The sequence below is a fragment of the Vibrio sp. 10N.222.52.C3 genome (assembly GCF_041474195.1).
GTDB classification, from domain to species: domain Bacteria; phylum Pseudomonadota; class Gammaproteobacteria; order Enterobacterales; family Vibrionaceae; genus Vibrio; species Vibrio crassostreae_C.
On the sequence record NZ_JBFRTQ010000118.1, the window covers coordinates 26,115 to 46,903 of the forward strand.

Consider the following 20,789-nt stretch of genomic DNA (forward strand, 5'->3'; position numbering starts at 1 on the left):
TGCACTTCAATTTTCCCAAAACAACAGTCTGTTTTAAGAACAGCGAGGAGCTTGAAGCGCGTTCCATTTCAACATCAGACACGACACAAACTCGCTACATCACAGAAACATAACCACAACCGGAGTATGGTCACACAATTCGTTATACCCCATAGGTGGTAGGGATTCTTACTAGTACAGTATTTGCGTCATTATAATTAATAAAAACAAACACCTTATGCGCTCAACAATCACCTTCAAAATCCTAGTAGCCCTCGCCATCGTGTTCACCTTTTTGCTGGCAATATCGACCTATTTCCAATATTCGCAACAAAAGCAACTTGTAAACTCAGTGTTAAGTGAGCAGCTTCACGACAAAGCAAGTAACTACTTCGATAGCCTCAATATGATGATGCTCACCGGCACCATGGCACAAAAAGAGACCCTTCGTCAGAAAGCACTGGCTCAAGAAGGCATTGAAGACGTTCGTGTTTTACGCGCCGACGCTGTCAGCAAGTTATATGGCCCAGGTAATGACAACCAAACACCGGTTGACGATATTGATAAACGAGCGCTAGCGGGCGAAACCGTTATCGAACCTTTTTCTGCTGATTGGGGCAAAGGCTTGGTTATTGCTCTGCCAATGAAGTCGAGTGAAGATTACCGAGGAACCAATTGTGTCGCCTGTCATATGGCACCAGAAGGTGAAGTCTTGGGTGCGATTCGTCTCGAATATAACCTTAACCATGTTAACTCGCTGATTAACACTCAAACCATGGCTGCTATTGGCATTATGGCAGTGATCTCGTTTGCCGGATTTGTCCTTACGATGGGATTAATTCGTAAGATTATCGTGCGCCCGCTGCAACAGACTTCTCGCTTTATGACCCAAGTCAGCAACGATAAAAACCTATCCACTCGCCTGCCGGAACAAAGCAAGGATGAGATTGGCACGCTGGCTAACTCCATCAACTCGTTCATGGGAACCGTATCTGACAGCTTAGAAAAGGTACAAAGCACCTCGCACAAGTTAAATGCGTCTGCCAACCAACTGACTAGTGTCGCGCAAATTACCGAGCAAGCCGCCAGTGACCAGCAAAGCGAAACCGCCGAAGTGCAACATAATGTCGAAGGAATACAGGCACAGCAAGTCAATGTAGAACAAGCGACTTTAACGGCTTCAGAGCTTATTAATCACACCGCTGATGTGGCGTGTAAGAGTGCCAACCAAGCACACGAAGCAAGCAGTGAGATAAAAAACCTCGTTAGCAGCATAGAAGAAGTGAAACACAAAATACTGACACTCAATGAGCAAACCGGAGAGGTCTCTTCAATATTGAGTGTGATTCGTGGCATTGCTGACCAAACCAATCTTCTGGCCTTGAATGCAGCAATTGAAGCGGCACGTGCGGGAGAACAAGGTCGTGGGTTTGCGGTGGTGGCTGATGAAGTTCGCCATCTTGCATCACGAACCGCTGAAGCAACAGGCAGTATTGAGTCAATCATTCATCAGTTCCAGCAAGGCAGCGAAGAGTCGCTGACTTCTGCCGATCGCGTTTGCGAACAAGCCCATCAAAGCTCAACCGATATCGACGCACTTTCAATTGAAATGAATGGTGTGGTCGAAGAGATGAAACAGGTGCTGGCTCACGCACAGAATATTCAGCAGCAAACGCAATCCACCACACAAGCGACTCAAGATGTTCAACAAAAGGTTGAAACCATCACCTCTCACGCCAACAACACGTCGCAATCTGCGGCTGAAACTCGCGACATCAGCAATGACTTAGAAGAGCTGTCTGATCACCTTGAGTCACTGATTAATCAGTTTACTTTGTCGAGTACAAAGAAGAAGTCATAGATCGCCAACAAAAAAGCGCTCAACAATGAGCGCTTTAACTTCATAACAATGTCTAGTTCAGGCTTTCAGGCTTTAAAAGTGCCTTAAACCAAGATTAGTGCGTAATGGAAACCGCGGTTAAGTCTTTATGCTTGTGATACATCGCGTGTTTGACTATCAGATTCGCACTCACGCTATCCATTCCTGACACTTCAACGTAAGCCCCTTTTTTACGGAACTTGAACACAACCTTATCAAGCGCCTCGACCGAGGTATTATCTAAGAATGACGCATCCGATATATCGATGTTCACTAAAGAGGTCGCGTTGTCATAATCAAATAAGTCGACAAACGCATCTGACGAAGCAAAGAAGACATGGCCTTTTACTCGGTGAATGGTGTGCATTTCGTTTGTCACGACTTCATCGGATATAAACACCATGGATTTGCTGGCATGTGCATAAAACAGAGCCGACAGCACCACGCCAACCGCAACACCTATTGCTAAATTATGAGTAAACACCACCACCGCCACGGTTGCTAGCATGGTTACATTGGTTGGCAGTGTGTGATCTTTAAGCTCAACAATGGAACGCCATGAGAATGTGCCGATAGAAACCATGATCATCACAGACACTAAAGCCGCCATCGGTATAAGCTTCAACCAATCAGAAACAAACACCACCATTAGCAACAAAACAACCCCGGCGATCATGCTGGATAATCGGGTTAAGCCGCCTGATTTGATGTTGATGACCGACTGACCGATCATTGCACAGCCCGCCATTCCACCAAATAATGAAGCAACGATGTTCGCAACGCCCTGCCCTTTACACTCATTGTTTTTATTGCTTTCAGTATCAGTCAGGTCATCGACTATGGTCGCTGTCATCAAGGATTCCAACAAGCCAACCAGAGACAGAGCAATCGAATATGGCAGGATGGTTGCAAGCGTCTCAAACGTGAATGGAATATTAGGAATCAAGAACACAGGCAGTGAATCGGGAAGCTTGCCCATATCGCCAATCGTTCTCACATCTAAGCCGAAGAGCAAACTAATGATTGTCAGAGCAACAATCGCGACCAGTGGGGAAGGTATTGCACGACCAAACTTGGGAAAATAAGGAAGCAGATAAATGATCGCCAAACCCAAAGCGACTAACACGTAAACGCTTGACGGGAAGTTGATTAATTCAGGAAGTTGAGCCATGAAAATTAGAATGGCGAGCGCGTTAACAAATCCAGTAATCACCGATTTGGAAACGAAATTCATCAGGTTACCAAGCTTGAGATACCCAGCTGCGATCTGAATGACGCCAGCTAGGAATGAAGCGGCGAGTAGATATTCTAATCCGTGCTCTCTCACTAAAGTGACCATTAGTAGCGCCATAGCGCCTGTTGCACCGGAAATCATTCCCGGACGACTGCCAACCAAAGCAGTGACGACACAAATACAGAACGAGGCATAGAGCCCTACTTTATGGTCAACGCCTGCAATAATTGAAAATGCGATGGCTTCAGGGATCAATGCGAGTGCAACCACAATCCCAGATAATGAATCTCCTTTAACGTTTGATAACCAGTGTTTTTTTAAATAATTAAGCATGTAATTCTCTTTTACTTGTACAGCCAGTCCTGCCTTGTTGAGACATAATTTGATCGACTGTTTTTCTTGAATGAGCGAGCGCTCGAAAAGTGCGGGTGTAGAGAGAATGCAGGGGTTAAGGCGGCGTAATTAACACGTAGATATTAAACTCCTCTTGTTGCTTTAGTGGGAAATTAAGAAGGTGATCAAGTCCAAAATGACTGAATCCGCGCCAATGTAGAGTGAGTCTCAACACAATCACACTCCCATTATTGAAAACAAAGGTTTCGATTACGCCATGCTCGTTCAGCAGCTCACATAGGGTGAAAGGTAAGGCTGACGCTAAGATCGAACAAAAAACACACCCTCAAACCTATTTATCGTCAGTAGACACAATATTTCTTTCACCAAGCAAGAATAAAGGTTGAAGCTGTCGGTATGACAGGTAATATGTTCAATCGATTTAAAAAGTTTATACAACTTAATGTTTCGGCTAATTATTGTGCAAATGTATATTTATTTGCAGCAATGCCAGAGACTTTGAGTTGAATTTGTCCCTCAATGGAGAATGAAATCAACATGACTTACGCGCCTGTAACAGACGTACTTGGCGGCAAGCTAGCGGTAGACAGTGAAGTAACTGTTCGCGGCTGGATCCGTTCACGTCGTGATTCCAAAGCTGGAATCTCTTTCCTTGCCATTTATGACGGCTCTTGTTTCGACCCGATTCAGGCCGTGGTTCCTAATAATCTTAATAATTACGAAAACGAAGTATTAAAGCTAACAACTGGCTGCTCTGTTGAAGTAACGGGTAAGATTGTTGAGTCTCCTGCGAAAGGTCAAGACTTCGAACTAGCAGCAACTGACGTTAAAGTTGTAGGCTGGGTTGAAGACGCTGACACTTACCCAATGGCTAAGACGCGTCACTCTATCGAGTACCTTCGTGAAGTTGCTCACCTACGTCCACGTACAAACGTGATTGGCGCAGTAGCACGTGTACGTAACTGTCTATCTCAAGCGATTCACCGTTTCTACCACGAGCAAGGTTTCTTCTGGACTTCTGCTCCGCTTATTACTGCATCTGATGCAGAAGGCGCTGGTGAAATGTTCCGTGTTTCTACGCTAGACATGGAAAACCTACCACGCACTGAAAAAGGCGACGTAGATTTCAACGAAGATTTTTTCGGTAAAGAGACGTTCCTAACAGTATCTGGCCAACTTAATGCTGAAGCTTATGCTTGTGCACTAAGCAAGGTTTACACGTTCGGTCCTACGTTCCGTGCTGAAAACTCAAACACAAGCCGCCACCTAGCTGAGTTCTGGATGGTTGAGCCTGAAGTTGCGTTTGCAGACCTTAACGATGTAGCGAAACTGGCTGAAGACATGCTTAAGTACGTTTTCGCTGCTGTTCTTGAAGAGCGCCGCGACGACCTTGAGTTCTTCGCTTCTCGCATCGACAAGCAAGCAATTACTCGTCTAGAGCAATTCGTAGACGCTGATTTCGCACAAGTTGACTACACTGACGCAATCCAAATCCTACTAGACTCTGGTAAGAAATTTGAGTTTGACGTTGAGTGGGGCATCGACATGTCTTCTGAGCATGAGCGTTACCTAGCTGAAGAGCACTTCAAAGCACCTGTTATTGTTAAGAACTACCCGAAAGACATCAAAGCTTTCTACATGCGCTTAAACGACGACGGCAAAACAGTTGCAGCAATGGACGTACTTGCACCAGGCATCGGTGAAATCATCGGTGGTGCACAACGTGAAGAGCGTCTAGACATTCTAGACGAGCGTATGATTGCTATGGGTATCGACCCTGAGCACATGAGCTGGTACCGCGACCTACGTAAATACGGTACAGTGCCACACGCTGGTTTCGGTCTTGGTTTCGAGCGTCTAGTATCTTACGTAACAGGTATGGGTAACGTTCGTGACGTGATTCCATTCCCACGTACACCACGCTCTGCAAACTTCTAATTCGAAACCTATTCGATATTAAAAGTTAAGAACAAACAAAAACCTCCGCACTTGCGGAGGTTTTTTTATGTTCGGAATAAAACGAGTCCAGATGCTTCTGCGTGCCACTATCTGAGACTCATTATTTCAAAAGCTAATCCACATCTTGGTCGATAGCGTATTTTATTGCAAGACCGCAAATTGCCATCATAACGAATGGGATCGCGGCAGTGGTGTATTCCGCCCACGCCATATCAGCGAATGCTTTTGCCAGCAGTACGTGGCCGAGAATAAGCAGAAGCGCACACACAATAGCGACAATAATCAGCTTAACTTCATTTCCCATAGTCATTTTCAACATAACGGTATCTCCAATATTTGGTCTACCGTTATTGAATCACAACTCTTTGGTCAATTAGGCGTACAGTTACCCCACAAACAACCCGTACAGTTGGAATGATTGTCTTTTTTATGAGGGACTTAAGGTTTTACGAGTGCGTAAGTTGATGTGCCAGTTTGCCAAGCCAGATGAGCGCCTGTTCTTTCTCTTCTGTCAGTTCATAAGAGAAGTTCAATCGTATCGCGTTATCCACTCTGCCATGCTCACTAAACAGATCGCCAGATGCAACGCTAATACCTTGTTCGATAGCCAGTTGATGAAACTGTTGGCTGTCGAATTTTTCAGAAAAGCGAATCCATATCAAGTAACCACCAGCCGGCTCTTCAATCTCTATTGAATGCGGAAAGTACTGCTTAATGACATCGATAAATCGCTCTTTCCTGACGACAAGGTTTTTACGCAGTTTACGAAGGTGATTGTCGTAGCTTTCATGCGTTAAGAAATGAGCGACACCAAGTTGAACAGGAGCGCTACTCGATAACGTAGAAAGAAGCTGTAACTTTTGAATCGCGTCGTTAAAACGCGTGTTCACAACCCACCCTACTCGATAACCAGGACACAAACTTTTTGAATACGACCCACAAAGCAAGACGGAATCGGTCTTATCGAAGGCCTTTAGTGGCTTCGGCTTATGCCCTTCGTAATAAAGATCGCCATACACGTCATCTTCAATAATGTAGGTTCCATGCTGTTCTGCAATCTCTACCACATGGCGCTTTGCCTGTTCCGACAAACTGGTTCCCGTTGGGTTTTGAAAAGTCGTCATCAGCCAACACGCTTTAACATCTTGGTTTTGTAGCGCGTTTTCAAACTGCTCTATATTCAACCCATTGATTGGGCAAACGTCCACTTCGATCGGGTTAAGCCCGAGCCTCTCGACAGCCTGCAGAGCACCATAGAATGCGGGAGACTCAATCACGACGTTATCACCCGACTTGGTGACCGTTTGCAGGCTCAAGTTGAGCGCCTCCATAGCACCCGACGTAATCACGATGTCTTGATGATTAACCGTGATCCCTTGCTGCAGATAACGCTGTGCGATTTGCCTTCTCAAGGACTCACTGCCCGGTGGTAAATTATTTATCACACTCGCGCCAGTCATCTTCCTACCCGCGCTGGCAAGGTTTCGAGTCAAGGTAGGTAACGGGAAAAGGTCGGGATCTGGGAATGCAGAGCCGAAAGGAATCACACCTTCGGCTGAACTCGACTTCAAGAAATCAAATAAGCGGTCATTAATGGCTTTCTTTTCACTAACGAGTGGCTGTGCGTAGTCAACGCCGTCCAGCCTTGGCGCTACAAAGTAGCCCGACTGAGGTTTAGCGATGATCCACCCTTCGCTTTCTAGCAACTGGTATGCTTGTAAGACAGTACTATTGCTGACGTTGTAATTTCGACAACTCATGCGTACCGAAGGGATCTTCTCTCCGGATCGCCACGTATTGTTGGCTATCTAAGTTCGAATATCCTTTGCAAGCTCTTCATAACGCGCCATCTAATTGTACTACCTAGAGAAATTCTGTGAGCCGGTGATTTTATCACTTACGCCAACAACTATTGCTGCTATCCATATGATCGCACCTAATTTCCACAATAGTGTGAATTGGTTCACAGATAACTTTGTAAGCTTTGCTAAGTTTGTACCCAAGGTAGGAGCTAAGTTGGCTTTCTACCTCAATAATTTGATGTAACCCAAAAACATGCGAGATAACAATGAAAAAAATAGAAGCAGACCAATTAAGTTATAAAGGAGAGTCAAACGGTGTTCACAGTTGGACAACACCGAGCGGTCAGCCATATTACTGGCACCCAGATTGGCTCCATATTGCTGAAGATGCGACAGGCTCACATCCAAAGCAAAAGATCGATGTCGAACAAGACCAAGCACCAACGGAAAAACACGCGGTGTCTGCTATTCTGAAACACATCAACCAATGGGCTGCAGACAAACTAGCGTCTCACCCTGAGATTGAAACCGGCTCAATCGAAGCTGAAATCAATCTCAAAAAGTAACGGGTTAAAGTAGATAGCGAACTCAATCACGCGCGATTCTAACCCAATACACAGACTGAATAGCCTCGAACCTCGACCGAGGCTATTCAAGTATCTTCATAAAAATGCTGCAATAACCCCCACCTAGCTAACAAATCTCTAACACAAACCAGTTTCTTGTATCAATCCACGAAAGCTATCGATAGAATTTCCGGTCTTATTCACGTCAGTTATGCTAATCATTCGCAATTCTAAAGTCGTGAATCAATGAATGCGTAAATCTAATAAGAATGAGAACAAAGGCTTACCGATGGATACTTCAAATTACAATCAATCGCTAACGACTAAGTTATACGTCATTGCTGGCGTGCTGTTTGGCACCTATGGCAGTCGGGTGTGCCCTATGCTCGATAGCTTAACGACGTTAGAGATTTTCACACAAGTCAGTATTGTGTTTATCTTATTATGGCTCGCACGTCGTTACCCATTGGCGCAACATACCTTGGTCAAGCAAGGCCGATTCACGCAACTCGATACCCTGCTATTTTTTGCTGCAAGTGTGCCTTTCGCGCTCTACTACAACTTAAGCTATGAATTCACCATAGATAGTAATTTGAAGGTGCTGTTTGGCATGAGTCTATTCGGCTTCTTTACCGGAACCATTCTTCAATTGAATGCCAAGCTCAGCCAAATGGATAAAATGGAGACGACTGGACAATTCGACTTCCAACTGGTTGGTGAAAGAAGTTCACTGGTCAAGCAGATGATAGGCTTGGTTATCGTGCTTCTGGTAACACTGACGACTATGTTGACGATGATTGCCGTTAAAGACATCTTCTGGCTAGAACACAACCCTGACCGCTTATTGGATGGCACCGGCAAGATCAGCGTGATCAAAGAGTTTATTTATTTGGCTGTGGTACTGGGTGGCTACGCGATAACCATCATGACGCTTTGGAGTAAGCTAATTAAGCGTATTCTCCTAAGCCAAGAGCACGCATTAAACAAAGTCACCAATGGTGAGCAAGGCGTTCGCTTACCTATTTTCGGCTACAACGAGCTTGGATCAATGGCATCTATGACCAATACCATGCTTGATAGCCTTGAAACCGCGCAAAACGAAGTGAAAACCACACGTGACGTGGCCATTGTGAGCTTATCGGCATTGGCTGAATCTCGAGACAATGAAACGGGCGCACATATCCTAAGAACTCAAGAGTACGTCAAGGTACTCGCACAAGAGCTCAGCAAATCAGAAACCCACTCAAGCTTGTTGACTCCAAACTACATCGAGTTGCTCTACAAATCTGCGCCTTTGCACGACGTGGGCAAAGTAGGTGTTCCTGATAGTGTGTTATTGAAGCCGGGCAAATTGACGGACGAAGAGTTTGAGATAATGAAAGGTCACCCCGCGATTGGGGCTGAAGCGTTATCTATTGCAGAAAAGCAGTTGGGAAGTAGCTCTTTCTTAAGAGTCGCAAAGGAGATATCTCTGACTCACCACGAGAAATGGAATGGCAGTGGTTATCCTAATCAGTTGTCTGGTGAAGATATCCCGTTATCTGGCCGTTTAATGGCATTAGCTGATGTTTATGATGCGCTCATCTCGAAGCGAGTCTACAAGCCACCCTTTACTCATGAACAAGCTAAACAGATCATCTTAGAGGGCAATGGGACGCATTTTGATCCGCAAGTTGTCCAAGCTTTTCTGGTCGTCGAACAAGCGTTTGTTTCAATTGCTGCGACCTACAAAGATGGCAAAAATGTAGCGAGTGAACCCGAGCGCGAAAGCTTTATTGCTCAACCAGCGTAATCTATTCAAAATCCACTAACTTCTTGCACCCTATAGGTTAATCCGTAGGGTGTTTTGTTATCAAATATCCTCTTTAGTCAATAAATCTGATTGAAATGGATTTTTTTTGGTCTTTCTGTTCACTTCGTATTGTCTTAAAAATTCCATACAGGTATAACTACCCATAGATACTATCCCCTCTCAATTGACATGGATGAAGATTATGTTTGAAAAAGTGTTAGCTGCTCCCGCCGATCCTATCCTCGGCCTTACTGAAGAGTTTAAAAAAGACTCTCGTGCAGAGAAAATCAACCTTGGCGTTGGCATCTACAAAAATGAAGATGGTCAAACACCAGTACTTAAAACAGTAAAGAAAGCAGAAGCTGCACTTCTTGAAAACGAAAAAACCAAATCTTACCTAACGATTGAAGGTACAGCTGAATACGGTCTAGCGGTTCAGAAACTTCTTTTCGGTTCAGACGCAGAGATCGTTGCATCTCAACGCGCTAAAACAGCACAAGCTCCAGGTGGTACAGGTGCACTTCGCGTAGCGGGTGAATTCATCAAGCGCCAACTGGGCGAAGTGAAAATCTGGATCAGTAACCCAACTTGGGCTAACCACAACGGCGTTTTCGCAGCTGCGGGTATCAAAACTGCTCAATACAGCTACTACAACGCTGAAACTAAAGACAAAGACTTCGCTGGCATGGTTGCTGACCTAGAGAAAGCTTCTGAAGGCGATATCGTTCTTCTTCACGGCTGCTGTCACAACCCAACAGGTATCGACCCAACAACTGAAGAGTGGGAAGTTCTTGCTAAACTGGTTGCTGAGAAGAAACTGCTTCCTCTATTCGATTTTGCTTACCAAGGTTTTGCAAAAGGCGTTGAAGAAGATGCTGCTGGCCTACGTATTTTTGCTCAATACAACAAAGAGATCCTTGTTGCTAGCTCGTTCTCTAAGAACTTCGGCTTGTACAACGAGCGTGTTGGTGCATTCACTCTGGTTGCTGAATCAGCAGACGTAGCAACGACAGCATTCTCTCAAGTTAAGAGCATTATCCGCTCTATCTACTCTAACCCACCAGCCCACGGCAGTGCTGTCGTTACTCACATCCTTGGTGATGCTGATCTACGTGCTGAATGGGAAGCAGAAGTGGCAGAAATGCGTGACCGTATCCAAGAGATGCGTGAACTATTCGTAACGACACTGAAATCAGAAGGTGTTGATGCAGACTTCACATTCATCGAACGTCAAAACGGCATGTTCTCGTTCTCAGGTCTAAGCAAAGAGCAAGTAACTCGCCTAAAAGACGAATTCGCAATCTACATTGTTGGTTCTGGCCGTATCAGTGTTGCTGGTATGACTAAGTCAAACATGGGTCCTCTATGTAAAGGTATCGCTGCGGTTCTTTAATCGAAAAGCGAAACCTGTATTTGCAGACCAATAGATGTGTAAAAGCCAGCAATTAAGCTGGCTTTTTTGTGTCTGTCTCTTTGTATATAAGAGCTATTAGTGCACTTAGCCTTTTCGTTACTGGCTAATACTCTAGGAAAAATTCCACTCCTAGCTCGTGAGTACGCTCGCTACGAATTTTACCTTCACCATCTCGATGTTGGTATGACCCACCAATCGCAAACTTATTGGTCACTAGATAGCGTAAACCTAAGTGATAGATCTCTTCATCAAACAGGTCACTTCGATTCACTTGCACGCTGCCGTTGGCAATCCAACGTTTCGCAAAGCCATAGTTAAGCTCAGCTTTTACCCCTTGGATGAACTCAGTGTCTGAAGATTCAGTTCGGTTGGTGTCATTATTTTCAACCTTACCTTTAGTGATACCAAGCAGGTAGTAAGCCACTATATCTAAATCTGTCTTAATGCTGTAACGGTAACCAACACCTGGCATCAGTGTATCAATTCGAGTTGTGGTGTCATCAGGGTGAATGAAGCGTGCGCTATAGTCTCCCAGCAACAACCAATCATCCGTCATCGCGTAACTGACGCCTAATCCATACGACGAGGCATTGTTATTACTGCCTGCATCTTCATTTAAACTGCCCGAATGCGCGGTGGCATAAATATGGTCGTAATCCAAAATATCCACCGCGTTAGTGTCCGCCCACAAACTTGGAGAAAACATAAAAACCGCAGATACAAAACTAAGCTTCCACTTCGACATTCCTATCATCCTTAAACTGTCACTCCATTAATTGAAAGGTTAGTCTATCCATAAGACTTTAAAAAGGTTTTAGCTCACAGATTGATTTGTGACGGCAAAATATTATCAAATGTTGTACCATGAAATCATACAAACCAATGGATGATCATTATGGATGCTGAGTTATTAGAGATTCAAAACTTTCTGGCACAATACCCCCCTTTCACAGAACTCCCTGAGGAGATGTTGGCGAAAGTGACCAGTAGCGTGGAAATTTCTTATTACCGCCAAGATACCCCTATCATTCACTTTGGTGATCAAATTCATGACTTATACATCGTTCGAAGTGGCGAAGTCGAAGTCTACCGCCGTAAAGGCGAACTCTATAACCGCCTGGATGAAGGCCACTTGTTCGGTCAAATGGGCCTACTGACCAACAACAAGGTGCGTTTCCCAGTTAAAGCCACCGAAGATACCCTGCTTTACTGTATTCCTGAGCCTATCTTCCAAGAGCTCTACGACAACTACGACTCCTTTGCCGATTTCGTAGAAGTAGAAGATAACGCGCGACTGCGCCAAGCCAACTCAGACAGCAACGACGCTAACGACTTAACGACATCCAAGGTAAAAACGCTACTGACTAGCGAAGCGCCGATGATCGAGAAGACTCGTACGATACAACAAGCCGCGACTATGATGGCCGAAGACAATGTCTCTTCCCTGCTGATCATTGATCCAGAAATCGTTGAAGATGATGAAGATGACTCAACACCCGTGATTGGCATCATCACCGACCGAGATTTATGTACTCGCGTTTTAGCTGAAGGGCTTGACCCATCGGATGAAGTCTCTAGCGTAATGACACCGGAGGTTATCTCTCTCGATCACAATGCTTACGTATACGAAGCTATGATGACCATGCTTCGCTATAACGTGCATCATTTACCAGTGCTTAAAGATAAGAAGCCGATTGGTATTATCGAAGCGACCGATATTGTTCGTTATGAGTCTCAAAACTCGCTGTTATTGGTAAGTAGTATCTTCCAACAACAAAGTATCGAAGATCTGAAGGTGCTTTCCGAGCAAGTAAAAGACAGCTTTGTGCGCTTAGTTAACGAAGATGCCAACGCCCACATGGTGGGTACTGCAATGTCGGTAATTGGTCGTAGCTTTAAGCAGCGAATTATCGAACTGGGCGAAGAGAAATTGGGCAAGTCGCCTATTCCTTACTGTTTCCTCGCACTGGGCTCTATGGGGCGTGATGAGCAGCTGCTGGTTACCGACCAAGATAACGCAATCATTCTTGATGATACCTACGACGAGAAAAAGCACGGTAAATACTTTGAGGAGCTGTCGACCTTTATTTGTGATGGCTTAGATCAGTGTGGCTATGTGTATTGTACTGGCGATATCATGGCGACTAACCCAACGTGGCGTATGACTCGTCGACAATGGGAAGAGTGCTTTGCCGATTGGATTGATGATCCAAACCCGAAAGCACTGTTAAATGCTTCAATCTTCTTCGACTTAGATGGCGTTTATGGTCGTCTGAAATGGGCCGAGCAATTGAACAGCTTTATTGTTCGACGCGCACGTAAGAACAATCGCTTCTTGGCGTGTCTTGCACGTAACGCACTCAACCGTACACCTCCGCTCGGCTTCTTCAAAGATTTCGTGATGGAGAAAGATGGCCGTCACAACAACTCTATCAACCTTAAGCGTCGTGGTACTGCGCCACTCGCCGATTTGATTCGTGTTCACTCGCTCGCGGTAGCGTCTCGCTCTAAGAACTCGTTCGAACGCTTAGATGACATTATTGACGCCGGTATTCTGCCAAAAGGCCGAGCTCAAGATTTGAAAGATGCGATGGAGTTTATCTCTCTGGTTCGTATTCGCCACCAAGCACACGATGTCGACAACAACATCGAGCCTGATAACAACATCGAGCCAGAGAACCTGTCTGACTTCGAACGACGTAACCTAAAGGATGCATTCCAAATATTAAGTAATGCGCAAAACTTCCTTAAGTTCCGTTATCAAGCCAGCAACAAGTTTAAGTAGGGCCTATGAACAAACTATTCAGATCACCTGCGGTCGATTGGCCATTTAAGTTTGCTCAGAAGCTTGAACGAGCGAGAGACGAGCGCTTAAAGCACTTTTATAGCCAGCCTCTTCCTGCGCCTGATACGCCACTTTCAGAAGTGATGTTTTTGGCTGTCGACTTTGAGACAACGGGGTTAAACCCAAACAAAGACGGCATCATTACCATTGGTTTAGTGCCATTTACGCTCAATCGCATCTACTTGCGACAAGCCAAACACTGGACTCTAAGACCAAAACAGAAACTTGAAGAAGAGTCTGTCGTGATTCATGGCATCACTCACAATGACATCATTGATGCGCCAGACCTTAGCGAAGTGTTGGGCGAGATCTTAGAATCAATGGCGGGACATATCCCTGTGGTTCACTATCGTCGTATCGAACGTGACTTTTTGGACAATGCATTGAAAGTGCGACTCGGTGAAGGCATTGAGTTCCCAGTCCTCGACACGCTGGAGATTGAATCTCAGATCCAAAATAAACTGGCTGGCGGCTTGTGGAACAAGCTGAAAGGTAAGAAGCCAGCTTCAGTGAGACTGGGTCAGAGTCGTCGTCGATACCATCTGCCCGACTACACGCCGCATCATGCATTAACTGACGCTATTGCGACCGCTGAGCTACTCCAAGCGCAAATTGCTCATCACTTTGACTCTGAGATGCCTCTGAAGAGTTTCTGGCTCTAGCTGAGTTACGTAAGCTAAATACAAACACAAAGCCCATCAACTTCCATTGGTGGGCTTTTTCATTTTTATCGTCTGTGTTTAAGCAACGGTTGGCCCGACTAAGCGCATTTCCCATAAGCGTTTAAACATATTATAACGTCACACCGCAGCAGTTCCGCTCTAATGGACGTCGAAAATCGTGATCGCTATTTGTCAGCGCGATTGGCATTATTACTTCCCAACCACAGACAACGTTTGGTAATAAAGACGCTTTTGCTGATACATATTCTCATCAGCGACTGAGAACAATTGCTCAACGTCTGTTGAATCACTAGAGGCTGCACCAATCGAGAATCTGACAGGAATAGAGATACCCGCTTTAGTCTCGATTGCCTGTTGCTCCTGAGCAATGTACAACTGCTCAGTCATCTTTGCGACATTGAGCGAACTCGACTCACCAGGCGTTAAGGTAAGCACCGCAAATTCATCTCCACCCAAACGGTATAGATTACTGGCAGGTGTCAATTCGTGGCTGATTACGTCTACGCAGCGCTGTATCAGCTCATCCCCGGTCTCATGCCCATGAACATCATTGGTCGTTTTCAAGCCATTGATATCAATAATGATCAAAGAAATCTGATTTTGATTGTCGTTAATGCTGCGTTTACTGAATTCGAGATCTTCATTAAAAGCTTTACGATTCAAACAGCCAGTCGGCATGTTAATCCGTGTAATATTTTCGAGCTCTAGCCAACCAGCTAACTGTTTTTGGTACATGTCAAAAATCAGAAGATCTTCTTCACTGAGGACATCAAATGAACTTGAACAAAAATACCCGATCGCCGTCCCCTGTGAGTCACAGAGTATCAGGTCAGCCTCGCCAGTCCGGTTAAAATGAAACTGAATCGAATGTTGAACAAGTAATGTCTTTAACTCTTGATCGACCATTTGAGGAATCAACCGATATTCAGCCGCGTGTCTTGATGATGCAAACTGAACGATCTTCAAAATACGATGCTTCTGGGATTCTTCACGCGCGAGCGAATTAGTTAACTTGCTGGTTTTCTCTTCGACTAAGTCCTCTAGCTGAACATTAAATCTTTCGAGTTTATCGTTACTTTCGGTAAGCTCACGGACTTGATATTGTATGCGACCCCACAAGGTTTCCAATAAACGACTCAGCGTGACGAACTCTGTAAAACGATGTTCATCCACACTATGAGTCGGTGACTGGTTATGCGAATACGACGTAACAGATTCAGCCAACAAGTTTAACTGCCCTGAGAACCAGCGGCTTAGGAACAGAGCAAACACAATCGAGATGGCAAGCGTCGCCACCAATATTCTGACAAAGACCACCTGAGCTTGTTGCATCTCTAATAAACGCTCACTGTCGGAAATATGATGTTTGACGTTCAGTACCAATTTGTCGGTAAAGAATGTGCTGTCGATAGAGATAATGTTCGCACTTTGTTCAGAAGATTGAGCATCCGTTGAATCAATATAGTTAAACTCAACCGACTCATTTTGATAAAGGAAAGGCGTCACTTTAGTCTTAAGTCTGTCATACCCCATAAGAACCACAAGATAACCCTGCGGCGTGTATGTAGAACCTTCTATCAAACGATAAGGTAAAATCGGCGCGACAAAAGCGATACCTGCAGCGGCATTATCCGCCACTTCAGTTTCGGTAAACTCGGTGTGGAACAATTTCCCTTGCCCATAAACCGATTGAGGACGCTTCAAGCTTTCTAATAACTGGCTCTGCTCAAAATGGTACAAGCTGCCTTTGCTGTCATAAATGGGCTTCCAGTTTTGGTCCAGAATATAAGTCGCGGACACACTCTCCGCTAGCGCATTGAAGCTATCCATCTTGTCCCAAACAACACTCGAGAAAAAGATATTACCACCCGCTTTAATCAATGATCGGTCATGCGAATACCATTGAGTTAGGCTCGCCGTCAGCTTAATTTGCTCTTGTACGGTTTGACGAATACCGGTCGTAGAGTTGTCCAGCTTGGTTTCTTTTTGCTCTAAAGAACTTTGGTTTTGTTTATTGAGAATCAACTGTCCCGCTAGGTAAACAGGAAGCATTGAGCAAGCCAGCAACACCAAGCCCATGGTGTATTTTAATGATAGCTTCAATCTCTTACCCTCATATTCGCCGAGTAATATTGAACAAAATCATTGTAAAACTTATGCAGTTCACTCTTTGGCATCCCTGACTTGTAACGCTGATACGCCCGAGCCGATGCCTCCCAAACGATCGCCATCTTGTAGTCACTCGACATCATTTGCGATGCTTGAAACTCATCGTACATATTTGAAAGTGTCTGGTTACCTTCCTCAACACGGCGTTGATTAACCTCATAAAACGGCGAAACCATGGCACTCGAGTGAGCTAAATAGGTGAAACTGTTTGATTGCAGGTATTGAACGACTTCTTTCAAAGCCAATTTCTTATCTGGGTTTTGCATGCCTTTTTCCGTGACAGCAAAAACCTTTGCGCCACTAAATGAAGACATACTTTCACCACGATAGGTCGGCAACGAATTGATGTACAAATCTCGACCAAAGGCGGCATCGAGTTCGCTGAACGCCCAATCACCGTCAATCAAAAACTCGACTTCCCCATTGATGAACCTCTGCCTCGCGCAAATATCGCTGCACGATGATTCGATGACTTTTTTCTGCTGCAACATGTCGATGAAATCAAAGATAGCAACTAACCCTTCACCATTAACATTCTTCGACGATAATAAGTCTTCAGAAAAAAGCTGATAGAAAGCTAGATAGAAGTACATGTTTGGATTGGGAAAAAGCACGCTCACTTGATCGGACTGAGCAGAGCGTTCAATTAGGCTCTCCCATGTCACGACTTGCGCTTGAGGCTTGCTCGAATACAGAACGACTTGGTTTCCAATACCAACCGGTAACGCCTTAAGCTCACCGTTGATGACCACTGCATCAAGCGCTTTTTTCTCATAGCGTTGGGTATCGACCCAAGCATCAGGAAGCGTCGCTAAATCGATATATTCAGTTAGACCTAAGAAGTCAGAAGGAACCCAGATGGCGTCGGGAAAGGTATTGTCTCTAGGATCAGCAACAAGCAGTTCAGAACGAATACTGTTGACGTCAAACGAACGAATTTCTACACGATGATCAGTCATCGCTTCGATATGTTCTTTTACATAATCGGCCGTTTCATAATTAATACCAGCCCATATTTCAAGTGTGGACGAACAAGCAACGGCCGGAAATAGCATCGCAAATAGACTCAATAACCTCACACTTGGTTCCTTGTGGTAAAAATTAGACGTTGGATTTTAATCGCCCATCAATAAACCGGGCGATGCGGCTTATCGCTCACTGCTCATGATTAGAGACCTAGCTTTGGGCGACACGTTATATAGTAAAAAGTGCCTAAATAACAGTTGATACTCTCGCTTTAAGAGAAAGGTCTGCTCATTCTGATACATCCGTCATATCTCTGGATGACTGTTCTTACAATAAATCAACATACCATACCCTTTATTATTAACGACAAAAAAAATGCCGCAAAAGCGGCATCTATCTCGTTCGGTGCATTCGACACAATAAAAATCAAATAAGCAATTTATCAGTCAAAGCCCTATCATCGATTAAGCGTATTTCTCTTCGAAATCTTTCATGAAGCTAACCAGCGCTTGAACGCCTTCCAGAGACATTGCGTTGTAAAGTGAAGCTCTCATTCCACCTACTGCTCTATGGCCTTTCAGTGATTTCAGACCTGCAGCATCAGCCAATTCTAGGAACTTGCCATCTAACTCAGGTTTCGCCAGTTGGAACGGCACGTTCATTCTAGAACGGTTTGCAGTGTGGACATCGTTTTTGTAGAAAGCTGAGCTATCGATTGCATCGTAAAGCAGCGCTGCTTTCTCTTTGTTCACCAACTCCATCGCTTCAACGCCACCTTGAGCTTTCAGCCACTTGAACACAAGGCCTGATAGGTACCAAGCGTAGGTTGGTGGTGTGTTGAACATTGAGTCTTTTTCAGCAAGTACTTTGTAGTTCAGAATACTCGGCAACACGTCGTTTGCGAGTTCGAGTAGATCATCACGTACGATTGCAATGCAGATACCCGCAGGGCCGATATTCTTTTGCGCGCCCGCGTAGATAACACCGTACTGAGACACATCAATCTTACGAGACAGAATGTTAGATGACATATCCGCTACGATTGGCTTATCCGTTTGAGGAAGCTCGCTGATTTCAATACCATCGATGGTTTCATTCGGACAGAAATGTACATACGCAGCTTCCGGGTCAATTTTCCAATCTTTAGCTGGAACAACCGCTGCTTTACCATCAATTGACGTCTTCGCGTTGAATACATCGATTTCGCAATATTTGCTCGCTTCAGTCACTGCACTTTCTGCCCAGTAACCCGCATCAATGTAAGTCGCTTTCGTCGCATCACCTAAAAGGTTTAGAGGAACAGCAGCGAATTGAGCACGAGCGCCCCCCTGACAGAAAAGAACTTTGTAGTTGTCTGGGATGTTCAGAAGATCACGTAGGTCCTGTTCGGACTCGTCAGCAACTTGAATAAATTCCTTGCTGCGATGGCTGATTTCCATCACGGAAGTCCCTAAACCATTCCAATCAATAAAGTCCGCTTGCGCTTGTTTCATTACCGGTTTAGGCAGTGCAGCTGGGCCAGCACTGAAGTTGAATACGTTATCTAATGTAAGTTCCATGGGGATGATTGCTCCTGCTAAATAATAACTATGCAAGTAATACCATGTTTTACCCAACATAAAAACAACAAAAGAGGTCTTAAGACCTCTTTTGTTTTGTACCGTATAAAATGTTTAAGCTTAACCTGCTAAATCACCCTATCAGTATTCACGCCTGCTCTGTTTATTGAACAAAAACCGGCATAAGTAGAGCGATTAATGGAATTTCTTGTCCATTTTCGAACACTAGGTTTCCATTTTCTAAGTCAGCGCTGATTTCATAACCACTGTCTGTTTCCTTGATCATTTCCATCACAAGCAATTCATCGATACCTTCACGGATGAATGGATACTCTTCAACAAGTTCATTTGAGAAGCTAGAGTGAACGTTGCCCGTTAATGCAGGCATGATCATCGAAGGGTTGCTGCTGATGTTTTCGGTCCCTTCCGGCACGCTCACCAACCACTTAGATTCGAACTGTCCCTTACCTAACTCTAACGACATGTTGTTCATTGAAAGGTCGAAACCTTTAGCAAACAGGATATCGATAAATGGAATGATCTCTGCAACGTCTTCTTGCGTCATCACAGGATTAGATTGGTAAATCTCAAAGATTTTCTCAAACGACTCGCTATCCAACTTCGACATTTCAAAATCGACGTTTAGGTTGTTCAACTGGCCTTCACTGGTCTCGATGTTTGCGATATCCAGCTTGAGGTTGCTGCGCAGACGCTTAGTTGCTTCATCTAGATGTGATTCAAAATCGTACTTAGAATTTTCAATGGTCATGAAAGGCTGCATTGCAGAATCTGAAACCAAGAAGCTATCGATAGTAAAATTCTGAGTACCTAACCAGTAGCCTTTCGCTTGTTGGCCTGAACCCACACCTTTCAGATTAGACAGCGTTACCTCTTCACCGGTTTCAAAATCAATTTGAACTGAAGGGATTGAAAGCTCGTAATCAACTTGGCCTAAAACAGTCGCATGGCCAGAAAGATTCGATTTAGTGATCGAGACCGAAGTCCCATTCTCATCAGAACCTTGGTGATTGAACTGGCTTAACTCAAAGTTAAAGTCAGTGTTGCCGTTTAGCTCAGTACTAGTGGTCAGAGTTAAAGGCAGAATATCGGTATTCTCAAACGTCGACAGTGCATTTAGACTCACCAAACCATGGCTAACCGCACTATTTATGACAAACTCACTCGGCAACCCATCAATCGCAAGTTGCTCTTTCAGGTTTTCATCCGTCACAGTTAAACGAGTGGTTACGTTGGAAGACAAGTAACCTCTATCGTATTCCACGATCTCAGCTTGAATGCTTGAATTGTTAAGCTTTGCAACGCCATCGGTAATCGCATTTTGTCCAATTTGCCCAACCGCTAGCGGCCAACAAAGTGCCAGTGAGATTGCTCCGCCAATAGCACCAATTTTTCTTAACTGTTCCATGAGTTCTCTTTCTACACGTGTCTATTTTTTTTAGTCTAACCCATCAGTAGCAAACAAGAAACATTGAGTTAAATCAGTCTATTGCTCGATACTTCGATTGCCTCAATAAATTAACGGCTAGCTCTCATCCTTATTCGGCGGTTCTTGCTAGGCTAAAGACGT

15 protein-coding genes are annotated in these 20,789 nt (G+C 44.6%); 7 read left to right on the top strand and 8 right to left on the bottom strand.

All coding sequences use genetic code 11. The annotated features are described in order from the left end of the window. Nucleotides 1-217: 217 nt before the first annotated feature. Nucleotides 218-1,840 carry a methyl-accepting chemotaxis protein gene (locus tag AB4517_RS17540; RefSeq protein ID WP_372148990.1) on the top strand — a complete coding sequence of 541 codons (1,623 nt, stop codon included), beginning with the start codon at nucleotides 218-220 and terminating at the stop codon, nucleotides 1,838-1,840. A 94-nt stretch (nucleotides 1,841-1,934) separates the two neighbouring features. On the opposite strand, the gene AB4517_RS17545 is transcribed toward AB4517_RS17540, so the two are convergent. Continuing rightward, nucleotides 1,935-3,425, bottom strand: a complete 1,491-nt coding sequence (locus AB4517_RS17545; protein WP_372148994.1) for a SulP family inorganic anion transporter — start codon at nucleotides 3,423-3,425, stop codon at nucleotides 1,935-1,937. Between the two features lie 558 nt (nucleotides 3,426-3,983). Between AB4517_RS17545 and asnS the strand changes: the two genes are divergently transcribed. Next, nucleotides 3,984-5,384 (top strand): asparagine--tRNA ligase, encoded by a 1,401-nt coding sequence (asnS, locus tag AB4517_RS17550; RefSeq protein WP_017060416.1) that lies wholly within the window; start codon nucleotides 3,984-3,986, stop codon nucleotides 5,382-5,384. Between the two features lie 133 nt (nucleotides 5,385-5,517). Here asnS and AB4517_RS17555 read toward each other — a convergent pair whose 3' ends face one another. Further along, nucleotides 5,518-5,724 carry a hypothetical protein gene (locus tag AB4517_RS17555; RefSeq protein WP_004734707.1) on the bottom strand — a complete coding sequence of 69 codons (207 nt, stop codon included), beginning with the start codon at nucleotides 5,722-5,724 and terminating at the stop codon, nucleotides 5,518-5,520. 127 nt (nucleotides 5,725-5,851) lie between these two features. Further along, nucleotides 5,852-7,213 carry a PLP-dependent aminotransferase family protein gene (locus tag AB4517_RS17560; protein ID WP_372149013.1) on the bottom strand — a complete coding sequence of 454 codons (1,362 nt, stop codon included), beginning with the start codon at nucleotides 7,211-7,213 and terminating at the stop codon, nucleotides 5,852-5,854. A gap of 260 nt (nucleotides 7,214-7,473) precedes the next feature. Between AB4517_RS17560 and AB4517_RS17565 the strand changes: the two genes are divergently transcribed. The 3 genes from AB4517_RS17565 to AB4517_RS17575 all read left to right on the top strand — a co-directional run bounded on the left by AB4517_RS17565 (nucleotide 7,474) and on the right by AB4517_RS17575 (nucleotide 10,958). Further along, nucleotides 7,474-7,773 carry a hypothetical protein gene (locus AB4517_RS17565; RefSeq protein ID WP_017060414.1) on the top strand — a complete coding sequence of 100 codons (300 nt, stop codon included), beginning with the start codon at nucleotides 7,474-7,476 and terminating at the stop codon, nucleotides 7,771-7,773. A 250-nt stretch (nucleotides 7,774-8,023) separates the two neighbouring features. Next, nucleotides 8,024-9,565, top strand: coding sequence for an HD-GYP domain-containing protein (locus tag AB4517_RS17570; RefSeq protein ID WP_372148997.1), 1,542 nt, complete (start codon nucleotides 8,024-8,026; stop codon nucleotides 9,563-9,565). A gap of 202 nt (nucleotides 9,566-9,767) precedes the next feature. Continuing rightward, nucleotides 9,768-10,958 (top strand): amino acid aminotransferase, encoded by a 1,191-nt coding sequence (locus tag AB4517_RS17575; RefSeq protein WP_372149000.1) that lies wholly within the window; start codon nucleotides 9,768-9,770, stop codon nucleotides 10,956-10,958. Nucleotides 10,959-11,082: 124 nt separating this feature from the next. Here AB4517_RS17575 and AB4517_RS17580 read toward each other — a convergent pair whose 3' ends face one another. After that, nucleotides 11,083-11,724 (bottom strand): outer membrane beta-barrel protein, encoded by a 642-nt coding sequence (locus AB4517_RS17580; RefSeq protein ID WP_372149002.1) that lies wholly within the window; start codon nucleotides 11,722-11,724, stop codon nucleotides 11,083-11,085. 150 nt (nucleotides 11,725-11,874) lie between these two features. Here AB4517_RS17580 and AB4517_RS17585 point away from each other — a divergent pair, with 150 nt between their 5' ends. Both AB4517_RS17585 and AB4517_RS17590 read left to right on the top strand, forming a co-directional pair. Next, a complete protein-coding gene (locus tag AB4517_RS17585; RefSeq protein ID WP_372138985.1) occupies nucleotides 11,875-13,764 on the top strand; it encodes a DUF294 nucleotidyltransferase-like domain-containing protein in 1,890 nt (629 codons plus the stop codon). A 5-nt stretch (nucleotides 13,765-13,769) separates the two neighbouring features. Next, nucleotides 13,770-14,486 (top strand): 3'-5' exonuclease, encoded by a 717-nt coding sequence (locus tag AB4517_RS17590; RefSeq protein ID WP_017060409.1) that lies wholly within the window; start codon nucleotides 13,770-13,772, stop codon nucleotides 14,484-14,486. A gap of 210 nt (nucleotides 14,487-14,696) precedes the next feature. On the opposite strand, the gene AB4517_RS17595 is transcribed toward AB4517_RS17590, so the two are convergent. From AB4517_RS17595 to AB4517_RS17610, 4 genes are all read right to left on the bottom strand, one after another. Beyond that, nucleotides 14,697-16,586, bottom strand: a complete 1,890-nt coding sequence (locus tag AB4517_RS17595) for a GGDEF domain-containing protein (protein ID WP_372149015.1) — start codon at nucleotides 16,584-16,586, stop codon at nucleotides 14,697-14,699. Between the two features lie 20 nt (nucleotides 16,587-16,606). Then, nucleotides 16,607-17,755, bottom strand: coding sequence for an extracellular solute-binding protein (locus tag AB4517_RS17600; RefSeq protein ID WP_029235305.1), 1,149 nt, complete (start codon nucleotides 17,753-17,755; stop codon nucleotides 16,607-16,609). A 351-nt stretch (nucleotides 17,756-18,106) separates the two neighbouring features. Continuing rightward, nucleotides 18,107-19,201, bottom strand: a complete 1,095-nt coding sequence (gene serC, locus AB4517_RS17605) for a 3-phosphoserine/phosphohydroxythreonine transaminase (RefSeq protein ID WP_017065411.1) — start codon at nucleotides 19,199-19,201, stop codon at nucleotides 18,107-18,109. Between the two features lie 163 nt (nucleotides 19,202-19,364). Then, nucleotides 19,365-20,627, bottom strand: a complete 1,263-nt coding sequence (locus AB4517_RS17610; protein WP_017060405.1) for a DUF945 family protein — start codon at nucleotides 20,625-20,627, stop codon at nucleotides 19,365-19,367. Nucleotides 20,628-20,789: the final 162 nt, after the last annotated feature.

Excerpts from the sequence above, each read along its gene's own strand:
- AB4517_RS17540 (WP_372148990.1), top strand. The coding sequence starts at position 218 with ATGCGCTCAACAATCACCTTCAAAATCCTAGTAGCCCTCGCCATCGTG.
- AB4517_RS17545 (WP_372148994.1), bottom strand. The coding sequence starts at position 3,425 with ATGCTTAATTATTTAAAAAAACACTGGTTATCAAACGTTAAAGGAGAT.
- asnS (WP_017060416.1), top strand. The coding sequence starts at position 3,984 with ATGACTTACGCGCCTGTAACAGACGTACTTGGCGGCAAGCTAGCGGTA.
- AB4517_RS17555 (WP_004734707.1), bottom strand. The coding sequence starts at position 5,724 with ATGTTGAAAATGACTATGGGAAATGAAGTTAAGCTGATTATTGTCGCT.
- AB4517_RS17565 (WP_017060414.1), top strand. The coding sequence starts at position 7,474 with ATGAAAAAAATAGAAGCAGACCAATTAAGTTATAAAGGAGAGTCAAAC.
- AB4517_RS17570 (WP_372148997.1), top strand. The coding sequence starts at position 8,024 with ATGCGTAAATCTAATAAGAATGAGAACAAAGGCTTACCGATGGATACT.
- AB4517_RS17575 (WP_372149000.1), top strand. The coding sequence starts at position 9,768 with ATGTTTGAAAAAGTGTTAGCTGCTCCCGCCGATCCTATCCTCGGCCTT.
- AB4517_RS17580 (WP_372149002.1), bottom strand. The coding sequence starts at position 11,724 with ATGTCGAAGTGGAAGCTTAGTTTTGTATCTGCGGTTTTTATGTTTTCT.
- AB4517_RS17585 (WP_372138985.1), top strand. The coding sequence starts at position 11,875 with ATGGATGCTGAGTTATTAGAGATTCAAAACTTTCTGGCACAATACCCC.
- AB4517_RS17590 (WP_017060409.1), top strand. The coding sequence starts at position 13,770 with ATGAACAAACTATTCAGATCACCTGCGGTCGATTGGCCATTTAAGTTT.
- AB4517_RS17595 (WP_372149015.1), bottom strand. The coding sequence starts at position 16,586 with ATGGGCTTGGTGTTGCTGGCTTGCTCAATGCTTCCTGTTTACCTAGCG.
- serC (WP_017065411.1), bottom strand. The coding sequence starts at position 19,201 with ATGGAACTTACATTAGATAACGTATTCAACTTCAGTGCTGGCCCAGCT.
- AB4517_RS17610 (WP_017060405.1), bottom strand. The coding sequence starts at position 20,627 with ATGGAACAGTTAAGAAAAATTGGTGCTATTGGCGGAGCAATCTCACTG.